14 protein-coding genes are annotated in these 24,503 nt (G+C 59.0%); 8 read left to right on the plus strand and 6 right to left on the minus strand.

Features of this window, described 5'->3' with window-relative positions:
* The first annotated feature begins 263 nt into the window (after positions 1-263).
* On the plus strand, positions 264-530 hold the full coding sequence (locus METMA_RS27220; RefSeq protein ID WP_156830572.1) for a hypothetical protein: 267 nt from the start codon (positions 264-266) through the stop codon (positions 528-530).
* Here the strand turns inward: METMA_RS27220 and glgC are convergent.
* The 5 genes from glgC to METMA_RS0120370 form a co-directional block, all read right to left on the minus strand.
* Positions 490-1,716: a glucose-1-phosphate adenylyltransferase gene (gene glgC, locus METMA_RS0120350; protein ID WP_020160960.1), complete on the minus strand. Its 1,227-nt coding sequence runs from the start codon at positions 1,714-1,716 to the stop codon at positions 490-492. The genes METMA_RS27220 and glgC overlap by 41 nt on opposite strands.
* A 121-nt stretch (positions 1,717-1,837) precedes the next feature.
* Entirely contained in the window at positions 1,838-2,152 is a 315-nt protein-coding gene (locus METMA_RS28255; RefSeq protein ID WP_020160961.1) for a sigma 54-interacting transcriptional regulator, read from the minus strand.
* 59 nt (positions 2,153-2,211) lie between these two features.
* Entirely contained in the window at positions 2,212-5,325 is a 3,114-nt protein-coding gene (locus tag METMA_RS0120360; protein ID WP_020160962.1) for a multidrug efflux RND transporter permease subunit, read from the minus strand.
* On the minus strand, positions 5,322-8,372 hold the full coding sequence (locus METMA_RS0120365; protein ID WP_020160963.1) for an MdtB/MuxB family multidrug efflux RND transporter permease subunit: 3,051 nt from the start codon (positions 8,370-8,372) through the stop codon (positions 5,322-5,324). Before METMA_RS0120365 ends, METMA_RS0120360 begins: the two co-directional genes overlap by 4 nt.
* Positions 8,369-9,538, minus strand: a complete 1,170-nt coding sequence (locus tag METMA_RS0120370; protein ID WP_020160964.1) for an MdtA/MuxA family multidrug efflux RND transporter periplasmic adaptor subunit — start codon at positions 9,536-9,538, stop codon at positions 8,369-8,371. The genes METMA_RS0120365 and METMA_RS0120370 overlap by 4 nt, the downstream gene beginning before the upstream one ends.
* A 717-nt stretch (positions 9,539-10,255) precedes the next feature.
* Here METMA_RS0120370 and METMA_RS0120385 point away from each other — a divergent pair.
* From METMA_RS0120385 to METMA_RS0120400, 4 genes are read left to right on the plus strand one after another with little or no spacing between them, the layout of a single operon-like run.
* Positions 10,256-15,400 carry an AAA family ATPase gene (locus METMA_RS0120385; RefSeq protein WP_020160966.1) on the plus strand — a complete coding sequence of 1,715 codons (5,145 nt, stop codon included), beginning with the start codon at positions 10,256-10,258 and terminating at the stop codon, positions 15,398-15,400.
* A gap of 34 nt (positions 15,401-15,434) precedes the next feature.
* Positions 15,435-16,136, plus strand: a complete 702-nt coding sequence (locus METMA_RS0120390; RefSeq protein ID WP_027147501.1) for a response regulator — start codon at positions 15,435-15,437, stop codon at positions 16,134-16,136.
* 15 nt (positions 16,137-16,151) lie between these two features.
* Positions 16,152-17,969, plus strand: a complete 1,818-nt coding sequence (locus METMA_RS0120395) for a hybrid sensor histidine kinase/response regulator (protein WP_020160968.1) — start codon at positions 16,152-16,154, stop codon at positions 17,967-17,969.
* A gap of 60 nt (positions 17,970-18,029) precedes the next feature.
* Entirely contained in the window at positions 18,030-18,827 is a 798-nt protein-coding gene (locus tag METMA_RS0120400) for a methyltransferase domain-containing protein (protein ID WP_020160969.1), read from the plus strand.
* A 347-nt stretch (positions 18,828-19,174) separates the two neighbouring features.
* Here METMA_RS0120400 and METMA_RS0120405 read toward each other — a convergent pair whose 3' ends face one another.
* A complete protein-coding gene (locus tag METMA_RS0120405; protein WP_020160970.1) occupies positions 19,175-21,370 on the minus strand; it encodes a pentapeptide repeat-containing protein in 2,196 nt (731 codons plus the stop codon).
* 336 nt (positions 21,371-21,706) lie between these two features.
* Between METMA_RS0120405 and ndhC the strand changes: the two genes are divergently transcribed.
* Genes ndhC through nuoC form a run of 3 tightly spaced genes read left to right on the plus strand, consistent with a single transcriptional unit; the run spans position 21,707 to position 24,503 of the window.
* The gene (ndhC, locus tag METMA_RS0120410; RefSeq protein WP_020160971.1) at positions 21,707-22,126 is read left to right on the plus strand and encodes an NADH-quinone oxidoreductase subunit A; all 420 of its coding nucleotides are present in this window, start codon (positions 21,707-21,709) and stop codon (positions 22,124-22,126) included.
* Between the two features lie 3 nt (positions 22,127-22,129).
* Positions 22,130-22,768 carry a NuoB/complex I 20 kDa subunit family protein gene (locus tag METMA_RS0120415; RefSeq protein WP_020160972.1) on the plus strand — a complete coding sequence of 213 codons (639 nt, stop codon included), beginning with the start codon at positions 22,130-22,132 and terminating at the stop codon, positions 22,766-22,768.
* The gene (nuoC, locus tag METMA_RS0120420; RefSeq protein WP_020160973.1) at positions 22,761-24,503 is read left to right on the plus strand and encodes an NADH-quinone oxidoreductase subunit C/D; all 1,743 of its coding nucleotides are present in this window, start codon (positions 22,761-22,763) and stop codon (positions 24,501-24,503) included. The genes METMA_RS0120415 and nuoC overlap by 8 nt, the downstream gene beginning before the upstream one ends.

Here is a 24,503-nt window from a genome sequence, read left to right on the forward strand (position 1 = left end):
CATTCCGTGCCTCTGCCGCATGGGTTACACTTCTGATGGACTTCAATCCCTTAATTATGAGGTTAATGGTCGACAGCAAGTCGATCCCATAAATTGGCATTCTTTAGTCGGCAAAAAACATTCCCATAAGTATGAATTTTTATTGATAAAACATAGACTTGCATTATGCTTTAGAATCGGCATTCTATATCGGAAAAAAGTTGTCATTAACAACAAAAAAACTTCTAAGTAACAGTAAGTTATATCATTAAAAAGATCGGCAAATGACCATACCACAAGAAACACCTTCTCGGATAGAGCCCTGCTTGCTCGACTCAATAGACCCGAAAACAGCAGATTTGGCTACGGATTTGGCATGGAAAGCCGGGCAATTGGGGAAAAAATTACATGAAAAAACGGCTGGCAACCTGTCGGATCTGGTGCGGATAGCAAACTGCTATCAGCGCATCCTACGAGCTGAAAAGTTTTCAACGCTTATTGACACTGCCATTAATCGGAAAGAAAGCAGTACCCCTTCGGAACAACAGTAACGCCGGATTCCGAAACAACAAAGCGAGCCGCATCGGCGCCGGGGTCAAAGCCGATCCGCTCGCCGGGCGGAATCCGCACATTTTTGTCGACGATGCAGCGATTCAGGTGTGCGCCGGCTCCGACCTGCACCCCGTCGAACAGGATCGAGTCTTCGATTACGGCGTCTTCATGCACCTGGACTTGCGGGAACAGGATCGAATGTTTGACCGTGCCTCCGGAGACGATCGTCCCGCTGCCGAGCAGGGAATTGACCAGCAGTCCTTCGTGCCCATTCGCTCCGGGGCCCATGCGCGCGGGCGGGTTTTGGCCGTGGTAGGTGCGGATGGGCCAGTCGGGCTGGTACAGGTTCAGCGGCGGAACCGGCGCGAGCAGGTCCATATTGGCCGAGTAGTAGCTGTCTATCGTGCCGACATCGCGCCAGTAACGGTCCGGCGTGACCCGGCCGGATTCTCCGCCGAACTCGTAAGCGTAAACGTTATGCGATTGGATAAGCCGCGGAATGATGTCCTTGCCGAAATCATGGCTTGATTGGGCAAGAGCGTGGTCGGCATGCAGTGCCTGGCAGAGCAGGTCCATGCTGAAAATATAGATGCCCATGGAGGCCAGGGCATGATGGGGATCGTTCGGCAGGGGCTTGGGATTTTCCGGCTTTTCGTGGAATTCGCGAATTCGATTGGTTGCGTCCACTGACATGACGCCAAAAGAGCCGGCGCTGGCGAGCGGCACGGGCATGCAGGCGATGGTCAGCCCGGCGCCGTGGTCACGATGAAACTGGAGCATTGCGGCATAATCCATGCGGTAGATATGATCGCCTGACAGAATCAGCACATAACTGGCATTGCTGCGCTCGAGCAGAAACAGATTCTGGCGGATGGCGTCGGCCGTCCCGGAGTACCAGGATTCGCCGGTCCGCATCTGGGGCGGCACGGCCGTTATGAATTCGGAGAGTTCGGGGTTGAAGATGGCCCAGCCATCGCGCAGATGCTTTTGCAGGGAATGCGACTTGTATTGAGTCAGCACCAGCACGCGCCGCAATCCGGAGTGCAGGCAGTTGGTCAGCGTGAAGTCGATGATCCGGTAATTGCCGCCGAATGGCACAGCGGGCTTGGCCCGATCAGCCGTCAGTGGATGCAGTCGAGAACCCGCTCCACCAGCCAGGATGATCGCCAGAGTTTTATCAAGCATCCGTCACCTCGTTAATTTAGCCTATGAATAAAAAAATCCCTTTAATCATAATACATCCCTTCCAAACTGAGGCAACCCCATTGATGCGTTTTCTTGCATCGTGCGTTCCCGCAAAATCCCTTCAGCGCCTGCGCTGTTTTGACCGGTAGGATTTCAGTTTATCAGCGCGGTTTAAAATTTTTCTATTTCCAGCGGCAAAGCCCAGATGGTCGCACTGCGGCTGGATTTTCTTATTCTTCCAGCCGGCGCGCGGCCGGCAAATGAAACCGACGATCCGGAAATACAAATCCGCGCGGACTTCTCCGCGCTGTACTTGCGCCCAGAGATTGCGGTTTGTCCCGCAGACGAGGCGGAAGGTGGTGTGATGCCAGGCGTTGCCGCCGACCCGCTTGATTGGATATGGAACCCGAACCCTGCGCTCATCGTTGCGGTTCATCGGTAAAATCGCTTGCTTCCAAAATCGACAGATTGACGAACAAACGTATGACGGGCCTGTCAAAAGCGCGGTAAGCGGACAGCGGCCGGATCGCGGCCGAAGCGGCGCCGGCACCAACACTGGAAGCGGTCCAGATACAGATACACGACCGGCGTCGTGTACAGCGTCAGCATCTGGCTGACGATCAGGCCGCCGACGATGGAAATGCCCAGCGGCTGGCGCAATTCGGCTCCGTAGCCGGTTCCGAAAGCCAGCGGCAAGGCGCCCAGTAATGCCGCGAAGGTCGTCATCATGATCGGCCGAAAGCGCATGAGGCAGGCCGTGAAAATGGCATCGTGCGGGTTCAGGCCGTCGTGGCGCTCGGCATCGAGGGCGAAGTCGATCATCATGATGGCGTTCTTTTTCACCAGGCCGATCAGCAGGATCACGCCGATCAGGGCGATGATGCTGAATTCGATTCCGAACGCGAGCAGGGCAAGGATCGCGCCGACGCCGGCCGACGGCAGTGTGGACAGAATGGTCAACGGATGGATATAGCTCTCGTACAGGATGCCCAGCACGATATAAATCGCGGTCAACGCGGCCAGCACCAGCCAGGGCTGGTTGCTCAGGGATTGCGCGAAGGCCTTGGCCGTGCCTTGAAAGCCGCCTTGTATCGAATCGGGCACGCCCAGCTGATTCATCGTCTCCTCGATGGCCTGCGTGGCCGCCGACAGCGAGGTGCCGGGCTGGAGATTGAACGACAGGGTGGCGGCGGCGAACTGGCCCTGATGGTTGACGGCCAGCGGCGCATTGGTCAGCTCGTAGCGGGCGAAGGCGGAAAACGGCACCTGCCTGGCGGTCGGCGACTGCGGGCCGGGCGGCACGCTGACGTACAGGTTTTTCAGCGTGTCCGGATGCCGCCAGTATTCGGGCGCCGCTTCCATGACCACATGATACTGGTTGAGCGGCGTGTAGATGACCGACACCTGGCGCTGGCCGAAGGCGTCGTACAGCGTCGAGTCGATCAGGTCCAGGCTGACGCCCAGGCGCCCGGCGGCGTCACGATCGACGACCAGGGAAACCTGCTGGCCTTTTTCCTGCTGGTCGGTATTCAGGTCCGCCAGTTCCGGGCGTTGCGCCAGCGCCCTCTGGATTTGCGGCGTCCAGGCGCGCAGTTCGGCGAGGTCTTCGGCCTGCAGGGTGTATTCGAACATGGCCGCCGAGCTGCGCGCGCCGATGCGCAGGTCCTGGACCGGCCGCAGGAACAGGCTGGCGCCCGGTTGCTCGGCAATACTGGCGCGCAGGCGCTGCATCAGCTGGTCGACGCTCAGCTGGCGCTCCTCCAGCGGCTTGAGGGTAACGAACATGCGCCCGGTATTGCCGGTGCTGGTGAATCCGACCACGTTCTTGACTTCGGCATCCTGCAGCACGGTCTTGGCAAAATCGATCAGTTTCTGCTGCATGGCGGGCGATGAAATGCTCTCGTCGGCCCGGATGGTGCCCGCCAGCCGGCCGGAATCCTGGATCGGAAAGAATCCCTTGGGCACGATCACATACAGGTAGACATTCAGGACGATCGTGCCCAGCAGCAAGGCCAGCATCAGCGGCCCGTGATCGAGCGACCAGCGCAGCGTCCGCTCATAGCCGGCGAGCAGGCGCTCGAACTGCCGCTCGCTCCAGTGATAGAGCCGGCCGTGCTGTTGCTCCCCGGCGCCGGTCAGCCAGCGGGCGCAGAGCATCGGGGCCGTGGTCAGCGACAGCAGCAGCGAGATCAGCACCGCCGCCGACAGCGTGATCGCGAACTCCCGGAACAGGCGGCCGACGATGCCGCCCATCAGCAGAATAGGGATGAACACGGCGATCAGCGACAGGCTCATGGACAATACCGTGAAGCCGACCTCGCGGGCGCCCTTGATGGCGGCCTGGTGCGGCGGCAGGCCTTGCTCGATATGGCGCGAGGTGTTTTCCAGCACCACGATGGCATCGTCCACGACAAAGCCCGTGGCGATGGTCAGCGCCATCAGCGACAGGTTGTTCAGGCTGTAACCGAACAGATACATGACTCCGAAAGTGCCGATCAGCGACAACGGCACGGTGATGGACGGAATCAGGGCCGAACGCAGGTTGCGCAGGAACAGGAACACGACCAGGACCACCAGTCCGGTGGCGATCCACAGCGACCGCTCCACCTCATGCAGCGACGCGCGGATGGTGCCGGCCCGGTCCATGGGCACCGACAGATCGATGGCCTGCGGAATCGAGGCCTTGAGTTGGGGCAGCAGTGCCCGGATCCGGTCCACCGTCTCGATGATGTTGGCTTCGGGCTGTTTTCTCAGTATCAGCAGCACGGACGGCTTGCCATTGTAGATGCCGGCATGGCGCAGGTCTTCCACCGAGTCGACGGTTTCGCCGATGTCGGCGATGCGTACGGCGGCGCCGTTGCGATAGCTGACGATCAGCGGCAGATACTCCTTCGCCGTGCCGATCTGGTCATTGGCGTAGATCTGCCAGTGCCGGCCGGCGTCCTCGACGGCGCCTTTCGGCAGATTGGCATTGGTCGCGGCGATCGCGGAGCGGACATCCTGGAAACCGATGCCGTATCGGGTCATGGCGTCCGGATTGAGTTCCACCCGGACCGCCGGCAGCGAACTGCCGCCGACGTCCACTTGGCCGACGCCCGGAATCTGGGAAATCTTTTGCGCCAGAATGGTCGAGGCGGCATCGTAGAGCTGGCCGCGTGTCTGGGTTGCCGAAGTCAGGGCGATGATCATGATCGGCGCGTCGGCCGGGTTGACCTTGCGATAGCTGGGGCGGCTCGGCAGGTTCGTGGGCAGCAGGCTGCCGGCCGCGTTGATCGCGGCCTGCACATCCCGCGCGGCGCCGTCGATGTCGCGGTCAAGATCGAACTGCAGGTTGATGCGCGTGGAGCCGGTGGTGCTCTCCGAGGTCATTTCATTGATGCCGGCAATCCGGCCGAGGGCGCGCTCGAGCGGTGTGGCCACCGTGGCGGCCATGGTCTCGGGGTTGGCGCCGGGCAGCTGGGCGCGCACGGAAATGGCCGGGAAATCGACCTGCGGCAGCGGCGAGACCGGCAGTTGCAGAAAGGCCATCAGGCCGGCCAGCGCCAGCCACAGCGTCAGCAGCGTGGTTGCCACGGGGCGGGCGATGAAATGCGCGGACAGCCCTGTCATGGCCGGGCCAGGCGCCGGCTCAGCCGGTCGAAGGCCAGATAAATCACCGGCGTCGTGAACAGTGTCAGCATCTGGCTGAAAATCAATCCGCCGACCATGGTGATGCCCAGCGGATGGCGCAGCTCCGACCCGACGCCCGTGCCCAGCATCAGGGGCAGGGCGCTGAGCAGCGCCGCCATCGTCGTCATCATGATCGGCCGAAAGCGCAGCAGGCAGGCCTGGAAAATCGCCTCGCGCGCCGGTTTGCCTTCCTTGCGCTCGGCTTCCAGGGCGAAGTCGATCATCATGATGGCGTTTTTCTTGACGATGCCGATCAGCAAAATGATGCCGATGATGCCGATGATGCCCAGGTCGGTGCCGGACAGCATCAGGGCCAGCAGGGCGCCGATGCCGGCCGACGGCAGCGTCGACAGGATCGTGATCGGGTGGGCATAGCTCTCGTACAGCACGCCCAGCACGATATAGACGGTCACGATCGCGGCCAGGATCAGCCACAGCGTGTTCGTGAGCGAGGCCGTGAAGGCGCGCGTGGCGCCCTGGTAACTGCTCTGTATGCTCAGGGGCAGGCCGATGTTCCGCTTGGCGGCCTCAATGCTGTCGATGGCCTCGCCGAGGGCCGCGCCGGGCGCCAGGTTGAAGGAGATGGTGGCGGCCGGGAACTGGCCCAGGTGATTGATCAGCAGCGGCGCCGAGCGCTCGGACAGGCTGGCAACGGCGGGCAGCGGCACCTGCGTATCGTTGGCGGAGGCGACGCGGATGTCGTCCAGGGCCGCGGGACCCTGCTGGAACTCGGGCTGGACTTCCAGCACGATGCGGTACTGGTTCGACTGCGTGAAGCTGGTCGAAATCAGCCGCTGGCCAAAGGCGTTGTACAGGGCGCTGTCGATGGCCTCGGTGGTGACGCCCAGGCGGCTGGCGCTGTCGCGGTCTATCGACACGAACACTTGCAGTCCCCGGTCCTGAACGTCGCTGGTTACGTCGGCCAGCGCCGGCTGGCGCGACAACTGCTCGACCAGGCGCCGCGTCCACCGGTTCAGTTCCCCGGGATCGACCGCTTCCAGCGTGAACTGGTACTGCATGCGGCTGACGCGGTTTTCGATGGTCATATCCTGCACCGGTTGCAGGTACAGCGTGATGCCGGGCACCTCGTTTAGCTTTGCCTGCAGCCGCCGGATGACCTCCGAGGCATTGACGCCGCGCTCGGCCAGCGGTTTCAGGGTGATGAGAAAACGCCCGCTGTTGAGCGTGGGATTGGCGCCGTCGACGCCGATGAACGAGGACAGGTTGTCGACGGCCGGATCGGCCAGCACCACCTTGGCCAGGGCCTGCTGGCGCCGCGCCATGGCTTCGAAAGACACGGTCTGCGGCGCTTCGGAAATGCCCTGGATCATGCCGGTATCCTGCACCGGGAAGAACCCCTTGGGCACGATGACATACAGGAACACGGTCAGTGCCAGCGTCGCCAGAACCACCAGCAGGGTAAGGCCCTGATGGTTCAGCACCCGGGTCAGCATCCTGCCGTAGCCGGCCGTGATCCTGTCGAAGTATCGGACGGTCTTTTTTTCCGAGGACGGACGCAGGATCTTCGCGCACATCATCGGCGTCAGGGTCAGCGAGATCACGCCGGAAAGCAGAATGGACACGGCCAGGGTGATCGCGAATTCGCGGAACAGGCGCCCGACCACATCTTCCATGAACAGCAGCGGGATCAGCACGGCCACCATGGACAGCGTCAGCGAGATGATCGTGGAGCCGATCTGTTCCGAGCCCTTGAGCGCGGCCTGCAGGGGCGCTTCGCCCTTTTCGAGGTAGCGGGTGATGTTCTCGACCACCACGATGGCGTCGTCGACAACGAAGCCGGTGGCGATGGTCAGCGCCATCAGCGTCAGATTGTTGATGCTGAAGCCGGCCAGATACATGAAGGCGAACGTGCCGACCAGCGACAGCGGCACCGCGACGCCCGGAATGGCGGTCGCGGAGGCGTTGCCCAGAAACAGGAAGATCACCAGCACCACCAGCGCCACGGCCAGCAACAGCTCGGTCTGCACATCCCGCACCGAGGCGCGGATGGTGATGGTGCGGTCGCTCAGCGGCACGATTTCCAGGGCGCTGGGCATGGCCGCCCGCAACTGGGGCAGCAGCGCCTTGATGCGGTCCACCACCTCGATGACGTTGGTGCCGGGCTGGCGCTGGATATTGACGATCACGGCCGCCGTGTCGTTGGCCCAGGCCGCCAGGCGTGCGTTTTCGGCCGCGTCGCTGACCTCGGCGACATCGGACAGGCGCACCGGCCGGTCATTACGGTAGGCGATGATGATTGGCCTGAACTCGGCTGCTGAGCGGAGCTGGTCGTTGGCATCGATGGTGGCCGCGCGCGTCGGTCCGTCGAACATGCCCTTGGGGCGGTTGACATTGGCGTCGACAATGGCCGCGCGCAGGTCTTCCAGGCTCATGCCGTAGGCCGCGAGCGCCGTGGGATTGGCCTGGATGCGCACGGCCGGGCGCTGGCCGCCGCCGATGCTGACCAGGCCGACGCCCGGCAATTGCGACAGCTTCTGCGCCAGGCGCGTGTCCACCAGATCCTCGACCCGGGTCAGGGGCAGCGTCTTCGAGCTGACCGCCAGGGTCATGATCGGCGTGTCGGCCGGGTTGACCTTGCTGTAAATGGGCGGCATCGGCAGGTCGGTCGGCAGAAAGCTGCTGGCCGCGTTGATGGCCGCCTGCACTTCCTGCTCGGCGATGTCGAGGCTCAGGTCCAGGTCGAACTGAAGCGTGATCACCGACGCGCCGCCCGAACTGGAGGACGACATCTGGTTGAGCCCCGGCATCTGGCCGAACTGGCGTTCCAGCGGTGCCGTAACCGACGAGGTCATGACGTCCGGGCTGGCGCCGGGATACAGCGTGACGATCTGGATCATCGGATAGTCGACCTGGGGCAGGGCGGAGATCGGCAGCGCGCGGTAGGCGACGATCCCGACCAGCAGCAGCGCCGCCATCAACAGCGAGGTGGCGACCGGGCGCAGGATGAACAGGCGGGACGGGTTCATGGCGCCAGCGCCGCCGGTTCGCGCGTGCTGATGTCGACTTTGGCGCCCTCGCGCAGCTTGTCGGCGCCATCGGTCACGACCTGTTCGCCGGGTTCCAGTCCCTCGAGCACGGCGATCTTCTCGCCCTCGGCGGGGCCCAGTTTCAGCGGCCGCACGCTGACGGTCTTGTCTTCGTTCACGACATAGACAAAGGTGCCGGGCGTGCCGCGCTGGATGGCCGCGGCCGGCGCGATCGTGACATCGTGCAGCGTGTCGACGACCAGCCTGGCGTTGACGAACTGGTTCGGAAACAGGGCCAGGTCCTCATTGTCGAACTGTGCCTTGAGCTTGATGGTGCCGGTCGTGGTGTCGATCTGATTGTCCACGGCCAAGAGTTTGCCCCGGGCCAGCTTGATCCGGTCCGACCGGTCGTAAGCTTCTATCGGCAGGCTCTCGCCGGTGCGCAGCCGTTTCATGACGGCCGGCAGGTCGGTTTCGGGCAGGGTGAAGACGACCGTGATGGGCTGGATCTGCGTCAGCACGACCAGACCGGTCACATCGGAGGCCTGCACGATATTGCCCTGATCGACCAGTCGCAGGCCCAGGCGCCCCGCGAACGGGGCCGTGATGCGCGTGTAAGCCAACTGCAGCCTGGCATCCGCGATCAGTCCGCGATCCGTTTCCACAATGCCGCGGTACTGTCTGACCAGCGCTTCCTGCGTGGCGGTCTGCTGCGCGGCAATGGAATCCTGCTCCAACAGGGTCTGGTAGCGTTCCAGATCGATCCGCGCGTTCTTCAACAACGCTTCATCGCGCAGCAGTTGACCCTCGGCCTGCATGAGCCGGGCCCGGAACGGGCGGGGATCGATTTCCGCCAGCAGATCGCCCGCGCGCACCGTCTGGCCTTCCCGGAACGCGACGCGGATCAGTTCGCCGTCGACGCGCGATCTGATCGTCGCGGTATTGAGCGCCGTGACCGTGCCCAAACCGCTCAGATAGATCGGAAAGTCGCCCTGCAAGGCGGTTTCCGCCACAACCGCGACGGCGGACAGGCCGGGTTTGCCCGGCTTGCCACCGTCATGCTGTTGCGGCTGGGCCTTGTAAGACTTGAACAGATAGGCGGCGGCGACGATCGAAAGAAGGACCGCCAGCCCGATCAGAAGCGGCTTTGAGCGACGCGAATTCATGATGGTTTTAATGGGGTGCTTCCTGGGATTAAAAGGATAAAAGTCTCAATATTACTGGCGGACGGACGAGATGCAAGAGCCAGGGCCCAATCGCAACAATTTTTCCGCCTGCCCGATGTATGGCATATCGCTATAGGTGGTTTCAATGCGGACAGGACCGAAAATTGGAATGCGCTTGGCTAGGTATTTATACCTATTCTTTTTCTGTTTACTTTCAGGCTTAATGTAATCATTTACTTGCAATTCAAATAGCCCTAAAAAATGTAAATGAATTATTGTTCTGTGTTTCTGTCTGGAGCAGGCATACAGAACAATAATTTGACCAGAAAAAGCCGGATAGCCCTGCATCGTTGACTCAGGCAAGGATGAAGCAAGTCCATATCCTGAATCATGACGAGGCTTTGCCGGATTTTGCCAATGAGAAAAAACAGCATCGCATGGGGTGATGTTTTGGCCGTGTTTGAAACCGGCGAATGCCGGATGGCTGCCCTGCGGAGCATGGCAGGCTTCGGACCCCGAGCGGGTATAAAAAAGCGCTCAAAATTTAATCGACACCTTTCCGCGTAGTTCTCAGTAGCAATTGCTTGTAAAGCCTATGAAACATTTCTGTCGTTCATTTAAATCCATCCCTGCTACCGCCTCATCGTCGTGAAACGATGGTGATTAGCGTAATAATGACTGCATCATGCCCGATATCACTCTATCCCGCCAAAAGTTATGACTCAAGTGATTGATTTAACAGCGAAATATAATCAACCGCTGAGCGCGCCGAAACTAGGTAACTACGTTGTTACCGAAAAGCTGGGGGAAAGCTTGCAGGCCGTGGTGTTCAAGGGCTACCACAAGCACGTTCCCGACCAGCCGCTGGTTATCAAGCTGCTGAAGCAGCTGTCGAGCTGGGATGACCAGTCCCGGCATCTGCGCCAGAAAATCGAACGCCTGAAAGTGCTGCATGATCCCCGTGTGTCCACGCCGCTCGCCCTGGAATCCTACGGCGAACTGCAATTTATCGTCCAGCCCTGGTTCGCCGGGCAACCGCTGAATGGTTGGATGAAACAACAGGACAAGCTCGATCTCAACGATTTTTTCACCCTGGCCTGCACCCTGGCCGATACGCTGCAGGCGGTACACGATGCCGGCATTACCCACGGCGGCGTCAAACCCCACAATATTCTGTTGCAGCCGGGAACGCTGACCCTGCGGCTGACCGATTTCATCACCCCGCTCGACATTCGTGACGTCAGCCATTTTATCTACGATCCGGAATTCGTGCGCCATACCCTGGCTTACACCTCGCCGGAGCAGACTGGCCGCATCAATTACAGAGTGGATTTTTCCACCGATTTGTATTCTTTGGGGATCGTGTTTTACGAGCTGCTGACCGGCCGGCTGCCTTTTTTTTCCAGTGATCCGCTGGAGCTGATCCATTCGCATCTGGCCGAGGAAACGCCTAAAGCCAATCAGATCAAGCCGAGTATTCCCCGGGCCTTGGCCGATATCATCGCCAAGCTTACCGTCAAGCAGCCGGAGAAACGTTATCAGAGCACCTCGGGGTTGCTGGCCGACTTGATCCGCTGCAAGAATGAATACGCCGCCAACGGTTACGTGTCGGCGTTTACGGTGGGCCAGTACGACCGCAGCCGCCGGGTTGTTTTTATTTCGAAAATGGTGGGCCGCCAGGCCGAAAGCAAGCTGATACAGCAGCAATACCGGGAGGTCATCAGCGGCAAGTTCCGCTCGGTGTTTATTTCCGGCCTGTCCGGCATCGGCAAAACCCGGCTGATTCAGGAACTGCAAAAGCCGCTGGTGAAAAATCGCGGCTACTTCACGTCCGGCAAATTCGACCAATACCAGAAAAACATCCCCTACAGTTCGCTGATCCAGGCCTTGCGCAATCTGATGCGCATCTTTCTGACCGAAAGCGACGGGCGGGTGCGGCAGTGGCGGAGCAAAATACTCGAGGTCGTGGGAAACAGCGGCAGCGTCATCATCGATGTCCTGCCGGAACTGGAATTCATCATCGGGCCGCAGCCGGAAGTGCCGCACCTGCCGCCGGTGGAGGCCCGCAACCGTTTCAACAACCTGTTCGGCCGGTTCCTGGCCTGCCTGGCCAGCGAGGACAATCCGCTGGTGCTGTTTATCGACGATTTGCAATGGTGCGACAGCGCCACCTTCGATTTTCTGCAGAACCTGTTCGACAACCATCATGAGCATCCCTTTCTGTTTTTCATGGGCGCCTACCGGCACAACGAAGTCGACGGCAGCCATCCGCTCAGCAAGCTCATCCGCAAGATCCAGGAAAACCAGAGCCCGTTCGCGCAAATCCGCGTGGAGGCGCTGAGCGATGCCGACTGTCACGAGATGGTGGCCTATATTCTTAATTCCACGTTGGAGACCACGGCCTCGCTGGCGGAATTCATCGCGCATCTCACCGAAGGCAACCCGCTGTTTGTCAGCGAAAGCCTGGCCTGGCTTTATAACGAGAATCTGCTCAATACCGACGCCGAGCAGCACTGGCACTGGGATATCAAGCGGATTCGCGACACGCGGATGCCGACCTCGGTGGTGGAATTGTTCAGTTCGAAGGTGGGCAAACTGCCTTTGAAAACCCTGTATATCCTCGACCACTGCGCCTGTATGGGCAACCGTTTCAGCGTCGAGGATGTGGCGCTGGTGCTGGAGATGCGCATCGAACAGCTGTTTGAGGATTTGAAGCCGGTCCTGAATCTGGGCATGCTGCTGGAGAATAAATCCGATTTGCAGTTCGTGCACGACCGGGTGCAGGAAGCGGTGCTGCGCCAGGTCAACCCCGAGGACCGGCCGGCCATCCACTGGCGTATCGGCAACCGCCTGCTGCAAGCGATACCGGCTGGAACCGACCTGGAAACCCTGGATAACCTGTTTACCATAGCGGCCCACCTCAACCTGGGCCGTCCGGCCGATATAAGCCATGAACTGGCGTACCGGTTGGTCGACATCAATTTCCATGCCGGCAATAAGGCGCTGGATGCGCTGGCCGGCGATGCCGCCAACGAATTTTTCCAGAAAGCCCACGATTATCTGCCGGATGATTGCTGGCAACAGGCTTACGAGCTGACTTTCCGCATTCATCAACGTCTGGCCAAGACAGAACTGATGTGCGGCCGTTACGAAAAATCCGAAGTGCTGCTTAATCATCTGATCGAATACGCCGCCAGCGACCTGGACAAAGCCGAGGCCCTGGCGGAACAGACCACCTCTTTGTCGTCGTTCGGCAATTTCAACAGGGCGATAGCGACCGCCAACCGCGGCCTGGCCTATTTCGACAAATCGATTCCCGAGCAGCCCGAGACGGCCAATCAGCGGATGCTGGACCTGATGGCGGATATCGAACGGCAAGGCGACGTCTGGACCACTATCCTGAACATGCCTTTTACCCAGGACCGGAAAAGCAAGATCGAACTGGCGTTCTACAGCGAGCTGATCCCCGATCTCTACATGTCCGGCCTGGTGCCGCAGCTGTATCTGTCGGCGGCGCAATCGACGCTGCACTGTCTGCACGGCGGCATGGATGAATCGGTGATTTATTCGTTTTCGATCATGGGCCTCAATCTCGGCGAGCAGGGCAAGTTCGAACAGGCCTTCCTGTACCAGGATCTGGCGCACGACCTGTGCGAAAAACACCCCAACACCTTTGGCGCCACCCGGGGCATGAACGGCATCGTCTGGTGCAACATGCACTCGCGCAGCCATCCGGCCGAGATCGTCGATTACAGCCATAAAGCCATACAGTGCGGCAAGAATTGCGGCGATCTCTATAACGCCGGCCTGTCCTACGGCCCGTTGATGTGGAATCTGCAGGTGCAGGGCAAAAACCTGCGCCTGGTTGAAGAAGCCGCCGAGGAATGCCTGCATTTTTCCCGCAAGAACCAGCTGTCGTTCTCGGTCGGCCTGGCCGAAGCCGTGCTGGCCGGCTGGGTGGCGCCGATGAAACCCGATTACCAGCCGGTGGACATGAGCGAAACGCTGGCGCGCTGGGAAACCGACAATTATGTCGCCGCTTCGGGCAGTTATTTCGCGCTGCTGGGGTTTGCCCAGCATTATCTGGGCGATTACGCCGCGGCGGCCGTATCCTTGCGAATGGTGGAACGTTATCTGCACGGTTTGACCGATAACGTGCTGAAACGCCTCTGGTATGTGTTCCGTATCGTCAATCGCCTGCGCTGGCCGGAAGGCGCCGACGGGCCGGCGCTTGAAGCGGAAATCGCGCCGCTGCTGGCGGAACTGGAAACCTGGGCCCGCCTCGGGCCGTTGCTGCAACCTTTTCTGGCCTTTGTGCATGCCGAGATTGCCCGCGCCCGCAACCAGATGCGCGAGGCTCGCAACCTGTACCTGGATGCCATCGCGACCGCCCAGGCGCAAAACTACGGTTTTCTCGCCGGTCATTTGTATGAAGCCCTGGCGGAGGTGGTGGCCGCCGGCAAGCTCGGCGATGCCCAACTTTACTACTGCGCCGCGCAACGCATCTACCGGGCCTGCCGCGCCGATCGCAAAAGCGCGCTGTTGCGGCAGCGTCACCCCGAAACCGACTCGGACTACATCGCGCGCGCCGATAGAGCCGGTAGCCCCGATGTGTCGGACACGCTGCCGAATCTCGACTTCAATTACCTGATGAAATCGGCGCTGGCCCTGTCGGCTGAAGTCGACCTGAACCAGCTCATGCAGAAAATCATGAGCGTGGTGCTGGAAAGCTCGGGCGCGCAGCATGGCTATCTGCTGATCAAGGAAGCGGATGAACTGCTGGTTGCCGCCGAAAGCCATGTCGGCAGAAAACACATCGTTAACCGCAAGCATCTCAGCCTTGACCAGTTCCGCGGCATCATCAGCCGTGCCATCGTCAACTACGCGTTGCGCACGCGTAAAAAAGTGCTGCTGCATGATGCCTTGGCCGAAGGCGAGTTTCAGAACACGCCGGAAGTCCAGGCGCTCAAACTGCGTTCGGTGCTGTGCCTGCCGATCATCAAGCAGAACGAACTGATCGGGTTGCTGTATCTGGAAAACCGGCTGTCGGCCGGCGTCTTTACCGTCGAAAAAACCGACATGACCGAACTGTTGACCGCCCAGGCCGCGATTTCCCTGGAAAACGCCCGGCTCCTGGAACAAACCCGGCAGGCCTACACCAAACTGCAGGAAAATCAGGAGCACATGCTGCAGATGGAAAAACTCTCGGCGCTGGGGACATTGGTGGGCGGCGTGGCGCATGAAATCAACAATCCGCTGATGGGCGTGATGAATTTTGTCGAATTCGCCGGCAGCCGAAGCAGCGATGAAAAATCGAGGGAAGTTCTCGATCAGGCGCTGCAGCAGATTCACCGCATCAAGAAGATCGTCAGCAACATGCTGGTATTTGTCCACAGCCGATCGACCCCCAGTGACAACTGCCGGATCACGGAGGTCATCAGGCAGAGCCTGCTGCTGCTGGAAGGCGAACTGGGCAAGCAGGGCATAGCCGTCGAGGTCGATGCCGCCGATAATTTGCCGGCTATCCACTGTAGCGCCGACAGTCTGCAGCAGATCCTGGTCAATCTGATCATTAATGCCCGTGACGCGCTGGTCGACAGCGCGCAGCCTCAAATCAGAATCTCGGCCAGGCCCAAGGAGGGCATGCTGGAGCTGAGCGTGACCGACAATGGCCACGGCATTCCGCAAGAGGTGCAAAGCAAGATTTTCGACCCGTTTTATACCACCAAGCCGCCAGGAAAAGGAACCGGACTGGGCCTGTCGGTCATCCGCCGCCTGGTTCAGGACGTCGGCGGCACGATACAGGTGGAAAGTTTACACGAACACGGCTGCTGCATGCGGCTGCAATTTTCCTATGTTTGAACATTTAGATTCCAATAATCAAGAGACCCACCAAATGGTAAGTAAAATTCTGGTAATAGACGACGATCCGGCAGTGCGCGGCGCCTTTAAACTGATTCTGGAAGACGACAACTTCGCGGTTCGCGAAGCCGAGAACGGTTTGCAAGGCATCGAACTGACCCTTGCCGAACGTCCCGATCTGATTTTTCTTGATCTGCGCATGCCCGGCATCGATGGGGTGGAAACCCTGCGCCGGCTGAAAACCATCGACAAAACGCTGAATGTCTACATCGTCACGGCTTTTGCCAGCGAGTATATGGATCAACTGAAAGACATCCATGAGGAAGGCTTTCAGTTCGAACTGGCCAGCAAGCCGCTGTCTTCGACGCAAATTCGCAATATCGCCCAGATTGTCCGTACCGCCAAGTTTCAGGAACAACGGAACGTAATGCAGCATAAGCTGGTGTTAACCTTGTATGTGGTATCGTTGAACAACGAAACCCGCGCGCTGGTCGAGCAGATCTCGACCGCGCTATCCAAGCTTTACGATCCGGGACAATGGGTTCTGGATGTCGTCGAAGTGCTGGGCATGCCGGAAAAAGCGCTGGAAAAAGACGTATTTGCAACGCCGATGCTGGTGCGCGATGTGCCGGAACCGGTGCTGAAGCTGCTCGGCGACCTGTCGCGCGTCCCGTCAGTCATCGCGGCCATTACCACACAGGCTAAAGGCATAGGCGTACAAACCGTCATCGTTTAAGCAAACTTACCCACCATGGCCACGCACCTTTCCAAGCTCGACCTGATCCTCGAAACCATTACCGACGGCGTTTTGGTTGTCGATAGCGGCGGCGTCGTACTCTATGCCAATCAAGCCGCCGAGACCCTGCTGGCGCGCAGCCCGATAGTCGGCCAATCGCTGGCGATTCCGGTCAATCCCAATAAAAACAGCCATCAGGACATTAATCTGATCCGTCCGGACGGTCTGGCCTGGGCGGAAATGCGTTCCGCGCCGGTGGAATGGGACGGGCAGCCAGGCTACGTCATCGCCCTGCGCGACATTACCGAGCGCAAGCATATGGAGTTGGAGCGGCAAAAATTCGTGTCGCTGGCCGACAACAGCATGGAATTCATCAGCATGTGCGATATGAATTTCAATTCGTTCTACATCAACGAAGCCGGCATGCGTCTGATCGGTCTGGACAGTGTGGAGCAGTGCGGCCGGACGCCGATTGAGGAACTTTTTTTCCCCGAAGACCGGCATTTTATCATTAATGAATTTTTCCCGAGGGTGTTGCGCGACGGCCACGCGGATGTGGAAATCAGGTTCCGCCATTTTAAAACCGGCGCCGCCATCTGGATGATCTATAACGTGTTCTTCATCAAGGACAGTACCGGCGAGCCGGTGGGTATCGCCACCGTGAGCCGGGATATTTCCGAGCGCAAACAGGCCGAGGCGGCCATGCGCGAGGCCGACCGCCGCAAGGATGAATTCCTGGCCATGCTGGCCCACGAATTGCGCAATCCTTTGGCACCGATCAGCAACGCGGTGCACATCATGAAACACTTCAGTCTGGACAAGAAGCGCCTGGCCTGGTGCCACGATGTTATCGGCCGTCAGGTCGAACACCTGGTGCGTCTGGTCGACGACCTGCTGGACGTTTCGCGCATCAGTCGCGGCAAGATCGAGCTCAAGAGAGAGCTCCTGGAGATTTCGACCATCGTGCAGCGGGCGGTCGAAACCAGCCAGCCGCTGATGGAGGCGCACCGTCATGAATTTTCCGTGCACCTGCCGCCTGAGCCGGTCATCGTCGAAGGCGACCTGGTGAGGCTGTCGCAAGTCGTCTCGAACCTGATCAACAATGCCGCCAAGTATACCGACGAAGAAGGCTGCATAACGCTGACCGTGGAACGAGGCGACAACGAAATCTTCATCCGGGTCCGCGACAATGGCCGAGGCATTGATCCTTCGGCGCTGCCCGGCCTGTTTCAGCTGTTCTATCAAGTGGACCGGACCATCGACCGCTCGGAAGGCGGCCTGGGCATCGGTCTGGCGCTGGTTAAAAGCCTGGTAACGATGCACGGCGGCGAGGTCTGGGCCATCAGCGAGGGGCGCGGCAAGGGCAGTGAATTCGTCGTCCGGCTGCCTTGCCTGCCGCAAGCGCCGGACGTGCCGATTTTTTATCATGCCGGCGTTAAGCCGACCGAGGGCTCGTTCCGTATTCTGGTGGTCGACGATAACCGCGATGCCGCCCAGAGTCTGTCCCTGCTGTTGAACACCGTGGGGCATGCCGTAAGCTTGGCCTATGACGGCCACGCGGCGCTGGAAACCGCGCTGGCTGAACGGCCGGAGGTCGTGCTGCTCGACATCGGCCTGCCGGGCATGGACGGTTACACGGTTGCTCGGGCGCTAAGGCAACATCCGGGTCTGGAAAAGACGCATCTGATCGCCCTGAGCGGCTACGGCCGGCAGGTGGATCGAGAACAGGCGAGGAAAGCCGGATTCAACGGTTATCTGACCAAACCGGTCGATTTTGATGAACTGCAGTGCGCCCTGGCCCAGCCGTCATTTCCGGTGCAGGTGCCCGGTTAAGCCCGTCTTTAAACCGGATGCCTGGAGCCACATCTTTATTTGTCATGTAAAAAGGAAAATATGAATAAATACCGTTGGAATGCCAAGGATTACGAAAGAAACTCACAAGCTCAACAAAAATGGGCGAGAGAACTGATTGCGAATCTGGATTTAAGAGGTGGGGAGGCTGTTCTTGATTTAGGTTGCGGCGATGGAAAAGTAACGGCGGAAATCGCCCGGCTAGTGGCCGGGGGCTCGGTGGTCGGCATTGATAACTCAAGGCAAATGATAGCGCTGGCAAAGGAGACCTATCCTCATTCCAGACATCCGAATCTTTCGTTTCAAGTGATGGATGCCAGTGATTTATCGTTTGCGGAATGCTTTGATGTGGTGTTCTCGAATGCCGTGCTGCATTGGGTCAAGAACCATCAGCCTGTTATTGAAGGCTTGTATAAAAGCCTCCGGACGGGAGGGAAAATTCTCCTGCGCATGGGAGGCAAAGGCGATGCCGAAGGAATCATTTCGGCTATTGACGAGGTTAAAGCTTCGCATGAATGGGCACGATATTTTACCGGATTCGAATTTCCTTACACGTTTCCCGGTGTCGAGGAATATCGATGGCTATTGAAGGAATCCGGATTTTCCATCAATCGTGTTGAGCTCATTCCCAAGGATATGACGCATGATGGTAAATCAGGGCTGGAAGGCTGGATTCGAACCACATGGCTGCCCTATACGGGGCGGATTCCCGAAGAAAAAAGGGCGGCGTTTATCGAAGAAGTTTGTTCGGGATATCTGGAGAAAGTGCCGCTGGCAGCGGATGGCCAGGCGCATGTGGCTATGGTAATGATTGAAGTCGAAGCGGAAAAAACCGCATGACGATCGCTATATCGTCAAGGGCGCGTTCGTTTACGGGCTGAACTGTACTCGTTTCGCGCTCATACCGGGCTTGCACATGACATGCCGCGCTCAAAGCTCGGTATGGGTTCCCACGGAGGACCGTGGGAACCAGGGACTCTTCTTAGCCCGGATATTTCATGAAACCACAGAGAACACGAAGAACACGAAGAAAATCATGGCATTACCAACTCTCACCGATAACTTCATGAGCTCATTATGAAATTGAATTGCTAAGCCTTCGTGTACTTCGTGTCCTTCGTGGTGAAATATTCAGGTTAGCGTGTACGCAGGAGTTCAGGTAATCCGCAAATTCAGGTGCCAATGTCTCATTTCGGCCTGTCCTGGCTTTTCTGTTGTTCCGCCGCATGCCGTAATTGTTGCCGTAATTGCTCCGGCAGTGTGTCCAGGCCGTCACAGGTTTCCGGCGCGTCCAGTACATTAAGCAGGGCGGCCGCCAGACCATAATCGGCTTCCTTGGCCGTGGCGTTTTCCAGCGCGCGTCTTGTAATGCCCGGCGCAATTGACGCATCGGCACAAGCCAGCTCGATCAATTTCGGGTGCAGTACATGGGTACGATAGGCATTAAGACGCGACGGATCAGCGTATTCGCATTTTAACAGGGCTCGGCTGTCGCTGTAGCAGCCTGTTCGGCTGGCCGCCTTGCCCGGCAGCATGCCAGTGTCGGCATGCGTCATGCGGGCCTCGAAGGCCCTGAATTTTTCCGTGTCCAGTATTTGCCTGAGAGCCGTTTCCAACTTGCGCTGTTGCCGCTCATCCCAGCCCGTCCATGACGCGTCGACGATGAACACCCCGTCGAGACGGGCTTCCGACCAGTCGCTTCCTTGCAGTTTCACCTTACGCAGCGCCGCGCCCTGCAGTTCCGCCATGGTCAAGTCCGCCGCCCGCAGATCCGCGTGGACCAGATCCGCGCCTTGCAAATTCGCCTTGCGCAGGATGGTGCCCTGCAATCGTGCACCGCGCAGATCCGCGCCCTGCAGTTGCGCTCCGCGCAAATCCACGCCCTGCAGATTAGCGCCGCGCAGATCGGCGCTTTGCAGCCTTGCCCAGCTCAGGTCCGCCCCTTGAAGATCCGCCCCGCGCAGATCCGCGCCCTGCAGATCCGCCTCGGTCAGAACCGCGCCTTGCAGTTGCGTCCCGCCCAGGATTGCGCCCTGCAGTTGCGTCTTGTCCCAGCCGACCACGCCCTGGAGTTTCGCTTTTAGCAGGACCGCACCCTGCAGCTGGACATGCCGAATATCCGCTTTGGGTAACACTGCCCCATACAAATTGGCGAAGCGCAGGTCGCGATTTTGCAAATTAAGGCCGTCGAATTCCTGGAAAGCCGCGTCACGAATTTCTTTATCCGGGTCTGTCGCACGCGTCAACAACGACAGGGAAACCTCTTTAGGAACCAGCCTGGCTTCCCTGAGATTTAGGTTACGCGGAAAAAGGCCCCAATTGAACCACGAGCAGGGGCCTGGCATGACCTGGAGAATAAAAGCGTCAGTCTTTTCAGCCTGCGCTAACGATGTGCAGGAAACGACATCATATTTGTGGGCGGCAACACTCAGCCATGACTCGGGCATCCTTCGGATCAGCCAGTCTTCGAAATAGCCGGGAGCCTCTTCAGGCGAGTTATCTTCCGCCGGCAGGTAATAAGTCTGCACGGTAATACTGCCGGGGACCAGTGCGATAATGCTGAGCAGAACCACTAACGGCACCGAGACCAGCAAGACAATCATGCCTTTGGGTTCGGTTCCGGCTTGCTGCACGGGGTGAGGGGGTAATTCACGCCAGCGACGGTTCGGCCAGTGGCGCTGAATCGATCGCACCAGCTTGTTCCATGCCAGGGTTGCTGAATAGCGAAGCAATGATGGCCAATAACCCAGCAGCTTAAAGGCGAAGTTTCGCCACCATTCCCGGGCTCTGTCCTGGGGCGAGGCGATTAACGGCCACAGGGCGAGCAGCATGGCGGCATCGGCCCAAACCGCGAGGCGCTGGGACCAGGTGATGGCTTCGTCGTGAAACGGCAGGAAGCGAACCTGGGCCGCCAGCAATATAAATAAAGGCAAGGCAATGATAGTGATGCCGACGACCAGAGACAGCAGCCAGCGGATCAGCCAGACAGCGGAGCGCCCTACGATCAGGTGCGTGAAAGGGAAGAGGAACAGGCGGTCGCGTATTTGTTGCCCGGCAGGCGTGTCAGGCAGGTCATTATCCAGGTTCCAAAGCTTGTTGGAGAGCAGCTCCAATTGCATGAGCAGGTTGAAATGCAGCAGGACTACCATCCACGGCGCGAAGGCGTAAAAGGTGGTCAGCGGCAGGTCCACATTCAGAATCGGCAGATTGACCGGGCTGATGCGAAGCAGGTCTTCATGCGTGGTGCCCCAGACGATGACGCCGAGATAGGCGGCGAACGCGATAAACGCGACATGAAGCGCCGCTACCGTCTGCGATGCGGAATTGGCCGCATCCAGCAGTTTCTCGATATGCGGCGAGGTTGGCGATGCAGGGCTGGACATGGCGGTTAACCCGGATTGCGATCGTTTAGTGATTTTCAGTATAAATCAGCGGAATTGATTCTTCTATTATACTCATCGCACATGAAATTTCGGCAGTTTATATGGCTAACATAGCATCAGCTTCCGACTGAAACTCCCAAAGCCCGCGAGAAATGCAATGCCCATCGGCTAGGCCTCCCAATGCTCAGTTGAACCATTAGCCTTTTTTTCAACTCTTATTCAGGCAAGGAGCATGAGTGATCTTCGGATGTTGATGTTTGTTGAATCTACCTGGACATCACACTTGACGGTGTGGTTACTGTTTTTGGGCTATTGATCAACAGAGGCACTTTATTAATGAACATTGAAGCCACGCTTGTCTCCGACCTCCTGCCGCTCATCGTCTATTTCGGGGCCGTGCTTGCTGTCACCGGCGTCATGCTCGGAGGCGCTTATTTTCTAGGGCAGCGTCACAGCGCCAAGGCCGCCAATGAGCCGTTCGAGTCGGGCATCGTGCCGGCTGGCGACGTTCATATCCGCTTTTCCATCCAGTTTTACCTGCTCGCCATCTTTTTCGTGATTTTCGATATGGAATCAGTGTTTCTGTTCGCCTGGTCGGTGGCTTTGCGCGAATCCGGCTGGCCGGGTTTTATCGAGGCGTTGATTTTCATCGGCGTGTTATTGGCGGCATTAATCTATCTGTGGTCTATCGGCGCGCTCGATTGGCGCACGCGTCGGCAGCGTATCGATGCTCAAAAATCCGGGCGGCGGGAGTGAACCATGCACTGGCATCTGACTAAAGCCGAGAGCGATACCGCGCCAAGACCTGGTCGGCAGACCTACGAAGAGGCGATGCGTCGCAATTTTCTGTTCGCCAAGCTTGAGAATATGGTGGCCTGGGGACAGGCCAATTCCGTCTGGCCGTTCAATTTCGGGCTTTCCTGCTGTTATGTGGAAATGGCGACCGCGTTCACGAGCCGCCACGATATCGCTCGCTTCGGCTCCGAAGTGATCCGGGGATCGCCCAGACAGGCGGATCTGATCGTCATTTCGGGCACGGTCTTCTGCAAGATGGCACCGGTTGTCAAGCGGCTCTATGATCAGCTTCTGGAGCCGCGCTGGGTCATTTCCATGGGCTCCTGCGCGAACTCGGGCGGCATGTATGACATTTACAGCGTCGTGCAGGGCGTGGACAAGTTTCTGCCGGTCGATGTCTACGTGCCGGGCTGTCCGCCGCGACCGGAAGCCTTGCTGCAGGGCTTGATGCTGCTGCAACAGGCTATCGGCCAGGAAAGGCGGCCATTGAGCTGGGTGGTCGGCGATCAGGGCGTGATTAGAGCGCCCAAACTTAGTCAACGCGATTTGTTGACGCCGGAAAGGATGCGCACCAGGCAGTTAAGGGGGCCCGATCATGTCTGACCGGATCATGCGCGAGCTGTCGGACCGGTTCGGCGACGGCGCTTTTGCCGTGCAGCCGACAGCGGACAAGATTCCCACGCTTTGGGTGGCCAGGGAACATATCCGCCCATTCCTCGGCTTTCTTAAAAATGAGGCGCCCCCCGGCTACGCTATGCTATTCGACCTGTCGGCCGTGGACGAGCGGCAGCGCGTCCGGCGGCAGGGTCTGCCGGCCAGCGCCTATACGGTCGTTTACCATCTGCTGTCTTTTGATCGTAACGAGGATATCCGCCTTAAGGTGGCCTTGTCCGGGGACAGTCTGTCCCTGCCGTCCGTTTGCGATATCTGGCCCTCGGCCAACTGGTATGAGCGCGAGGTCTGGGACATGTTCGGCATCGTCTTTGAAGGCCATCCCAATCTTCGACGCATCCTGATGCCGCCGACTTGGATCGGGCATCCGCTGCGCAAGGATCATCCGGCCCGCGCGACGGAAATGGCGCCTTACCGTTTGTCCGACGAACGCGAAGACATGGAACAGGAAGCGCTGCGCTTCGTGCCCGAGGAATGGGGCATGCAGCGGCACAGCGGGGACAGCGATTTCCTGTTCCTGAACCTCGGCCCCAATCATCCTAGTGCGCACGGCGTTTTCCGCGTCGCCCTGCAACTGGACGGCGAGGAGATTGTCGATGCCGTGCCCGATATCGGCTACCACCACCGCGGCGCAGAAAAAATGGGCGAGCGCCAGTCCTGGCATACCTATATCCCCTACACCGACCGCGTCGATTATCTGGGCGGTTCCATGAACAATTTTCCTTATGTGCTGGCCGTGGAGCGCCTGGCCGGCATCAAAGTCCCGGAGCGCGCGCAAGTCATCCGGGTCATGATCGCCGAATTCTACCGCTTGGCCAGCCATCTGCTGTTCTACGGCACGTTTGCCCAGGATATCGGCCAGATGTCGCCGATCTTTTATATGTTCATCGATCGCGAGAAAGTGTTCGATATCATGGAGTCGATCAGCGGTGCGCGCATGCACTCCAGTTATTTCCGTATCGGCGGCGTGGCGCTGGACTTGCCCGAAGGCTGGGACGAACGCGTGCGGGAATTCATCGATTATCTGCCGGCGCGGCTGGATCAATACGACAGAATGGTCATGAAAAACAGCACCATCAGGCGGCGTACTCAGGGCGTTGGGACTTACACCAGCGCCGAAGCCATCGGCTGGAGCGTGACCGGAGCGGGGCTGCGCGCCACGGGTTTTGAATGGGATTACCGCAAGGCGCGCCCGTATTCCGGTTATGAAAACTATGAATTTGACATCCCCACGGGGCAGCACGGCGATTGTTATGACCGCTGCGCCGTGCGCATCGAAGAGATGCGCCAGAGCATCCGCATCATCAGGCAATGCATGGACAACATGCCGGCAGGCCCCTACAAGGCCGATCATCCGTTGACCACGCCGCCGCCCAAGGCGCGCACCCTGCATGACATAGAAACCCTGATCGATCATTTCCTCAATGTCAGCTGGGGGCCGGTGATTCCGTCTGGCGAGGCCTGCGTGACCGTCGAAGCGACCAAGGGGCTTAATGGCTACTACCTGACCAGCGACGGCGGCACGATGTCTTACCGCACGCGCATCCGCACGCCGTCTTTCCCGCATCTGCAGATGATCCCGCAGATGTGCAAAGGTCTGATGATCGCGGACCTGATTGCGATACTGGCCAGCATCGATTTTGTAATGGCTGACGTGGACCGCTGA

It is taken from the genome of Methylobacter marinus A45, assembly GCF_000383855.1.
Taxonomy (GTDB): domain Bacteria; phylum Pseudomonadota; class Gammaproteobacteria; order Methylococcales; family Methylomonadaceae; genus Methylobacter; species Methylobacter marinus.

Bases quoted from the DNA above. Each gene is read 5' to 3' on its own strand.
- nuoC (WP_020160973.1), top strand. From the start codon at position 22,761: ATGTCTGACCGGATCATGCGCGAGCTGTCGGACCGGTTCGGCGACGGC.
- METMA_RS0120360 (WP_020160962.1), bottom strand. From the start codon at position 5,325: ATGACAGGGCTGTCCGCGCATTTCATCGCCCGCCCCGTGGCAACCACG.
- METMA_RS0120370 (WP_020160964.1), bottom strand. From the start codon at position 9,538: ATGAATTCGCGTCGCTCAAAGCCGCTTCTGATCGGGCTGGCGGTCCTT.
- METMA_RS0120405 (WP_020160970.1), bottom strand. From the start codon at position 21,370: ATGTCCAGCCCTGCATCGCCAACCTCGCCGCATATCGAGAAACTGCTG.
- METMA_RS0120400 (WP_020160969.1), top strand. From the start codon at position 18,030: ATGAATAAATACCGTTGGAATGCCAAGGATTACGAAAGAAACTCACAA.
- ndhC (WP_020160971.1), top strand. From the start codon at position 21,707: ATGAACATTGAAGCCACGCTTGTCTCCGACCTCCTGCCGCTCATCGTC.
- METMA_RS28255 (WP_020160961.1), bottom strand. From the start codon at position 2,152: ATGAACCGCAACGATGAGCGCAGGGTTCGGGTTCCATATCCAATCAAG.
- METMA_RS27220 (WP_156830572.1), top strand. From the start codon at position 264: ATGACCATACCACAAGAAACACCTTCTCGGATAGAGCCCTGCTTGCTC.
- METMA_RS0120415 (WP_020160972.1), top strand. From the start codon at position 22,130: ATGCACTGGCATCTGACTAAAGCCGAGAGCGATACCGCGCCAAGACCT.
- glgC (WP_020160960.1), bottom strand. From the start codon at position 1,716: ATGCTTGATAAAACTCTGGCGATCATCCTGGCTGGTGGAGCGGGTTCT.
- METMA_RS0120385 (WP_020160966.1), top strand. From the start codon at position 10,256: ATGACTCAAGTGATTGATTTAACAGCGAAATATAATCAACCGCTGAGC.
- METMA_RS0120365 (WP_020160963.1), bottom strand. From the start codon at position 8,372: ATGAACCCGTCCCGCCTGTTCATCCTGCGCCCGGTCGCCACCTCGCTG.
- METMA_RS0120390 (WP_027147501.1), top strand. From the start codon at position 15,435: ATGGTAAGTAAAATTCTGGTAATAGACGACGATCCGGCAGTGCGCGGC.
- METMA_RS0120395 (WP_020160968.1), top strand. From the start codon at position 16,152: ATGGCCACGCACCTTTCCAAGCTCGACCTGATCCTCGAAACCATTACC.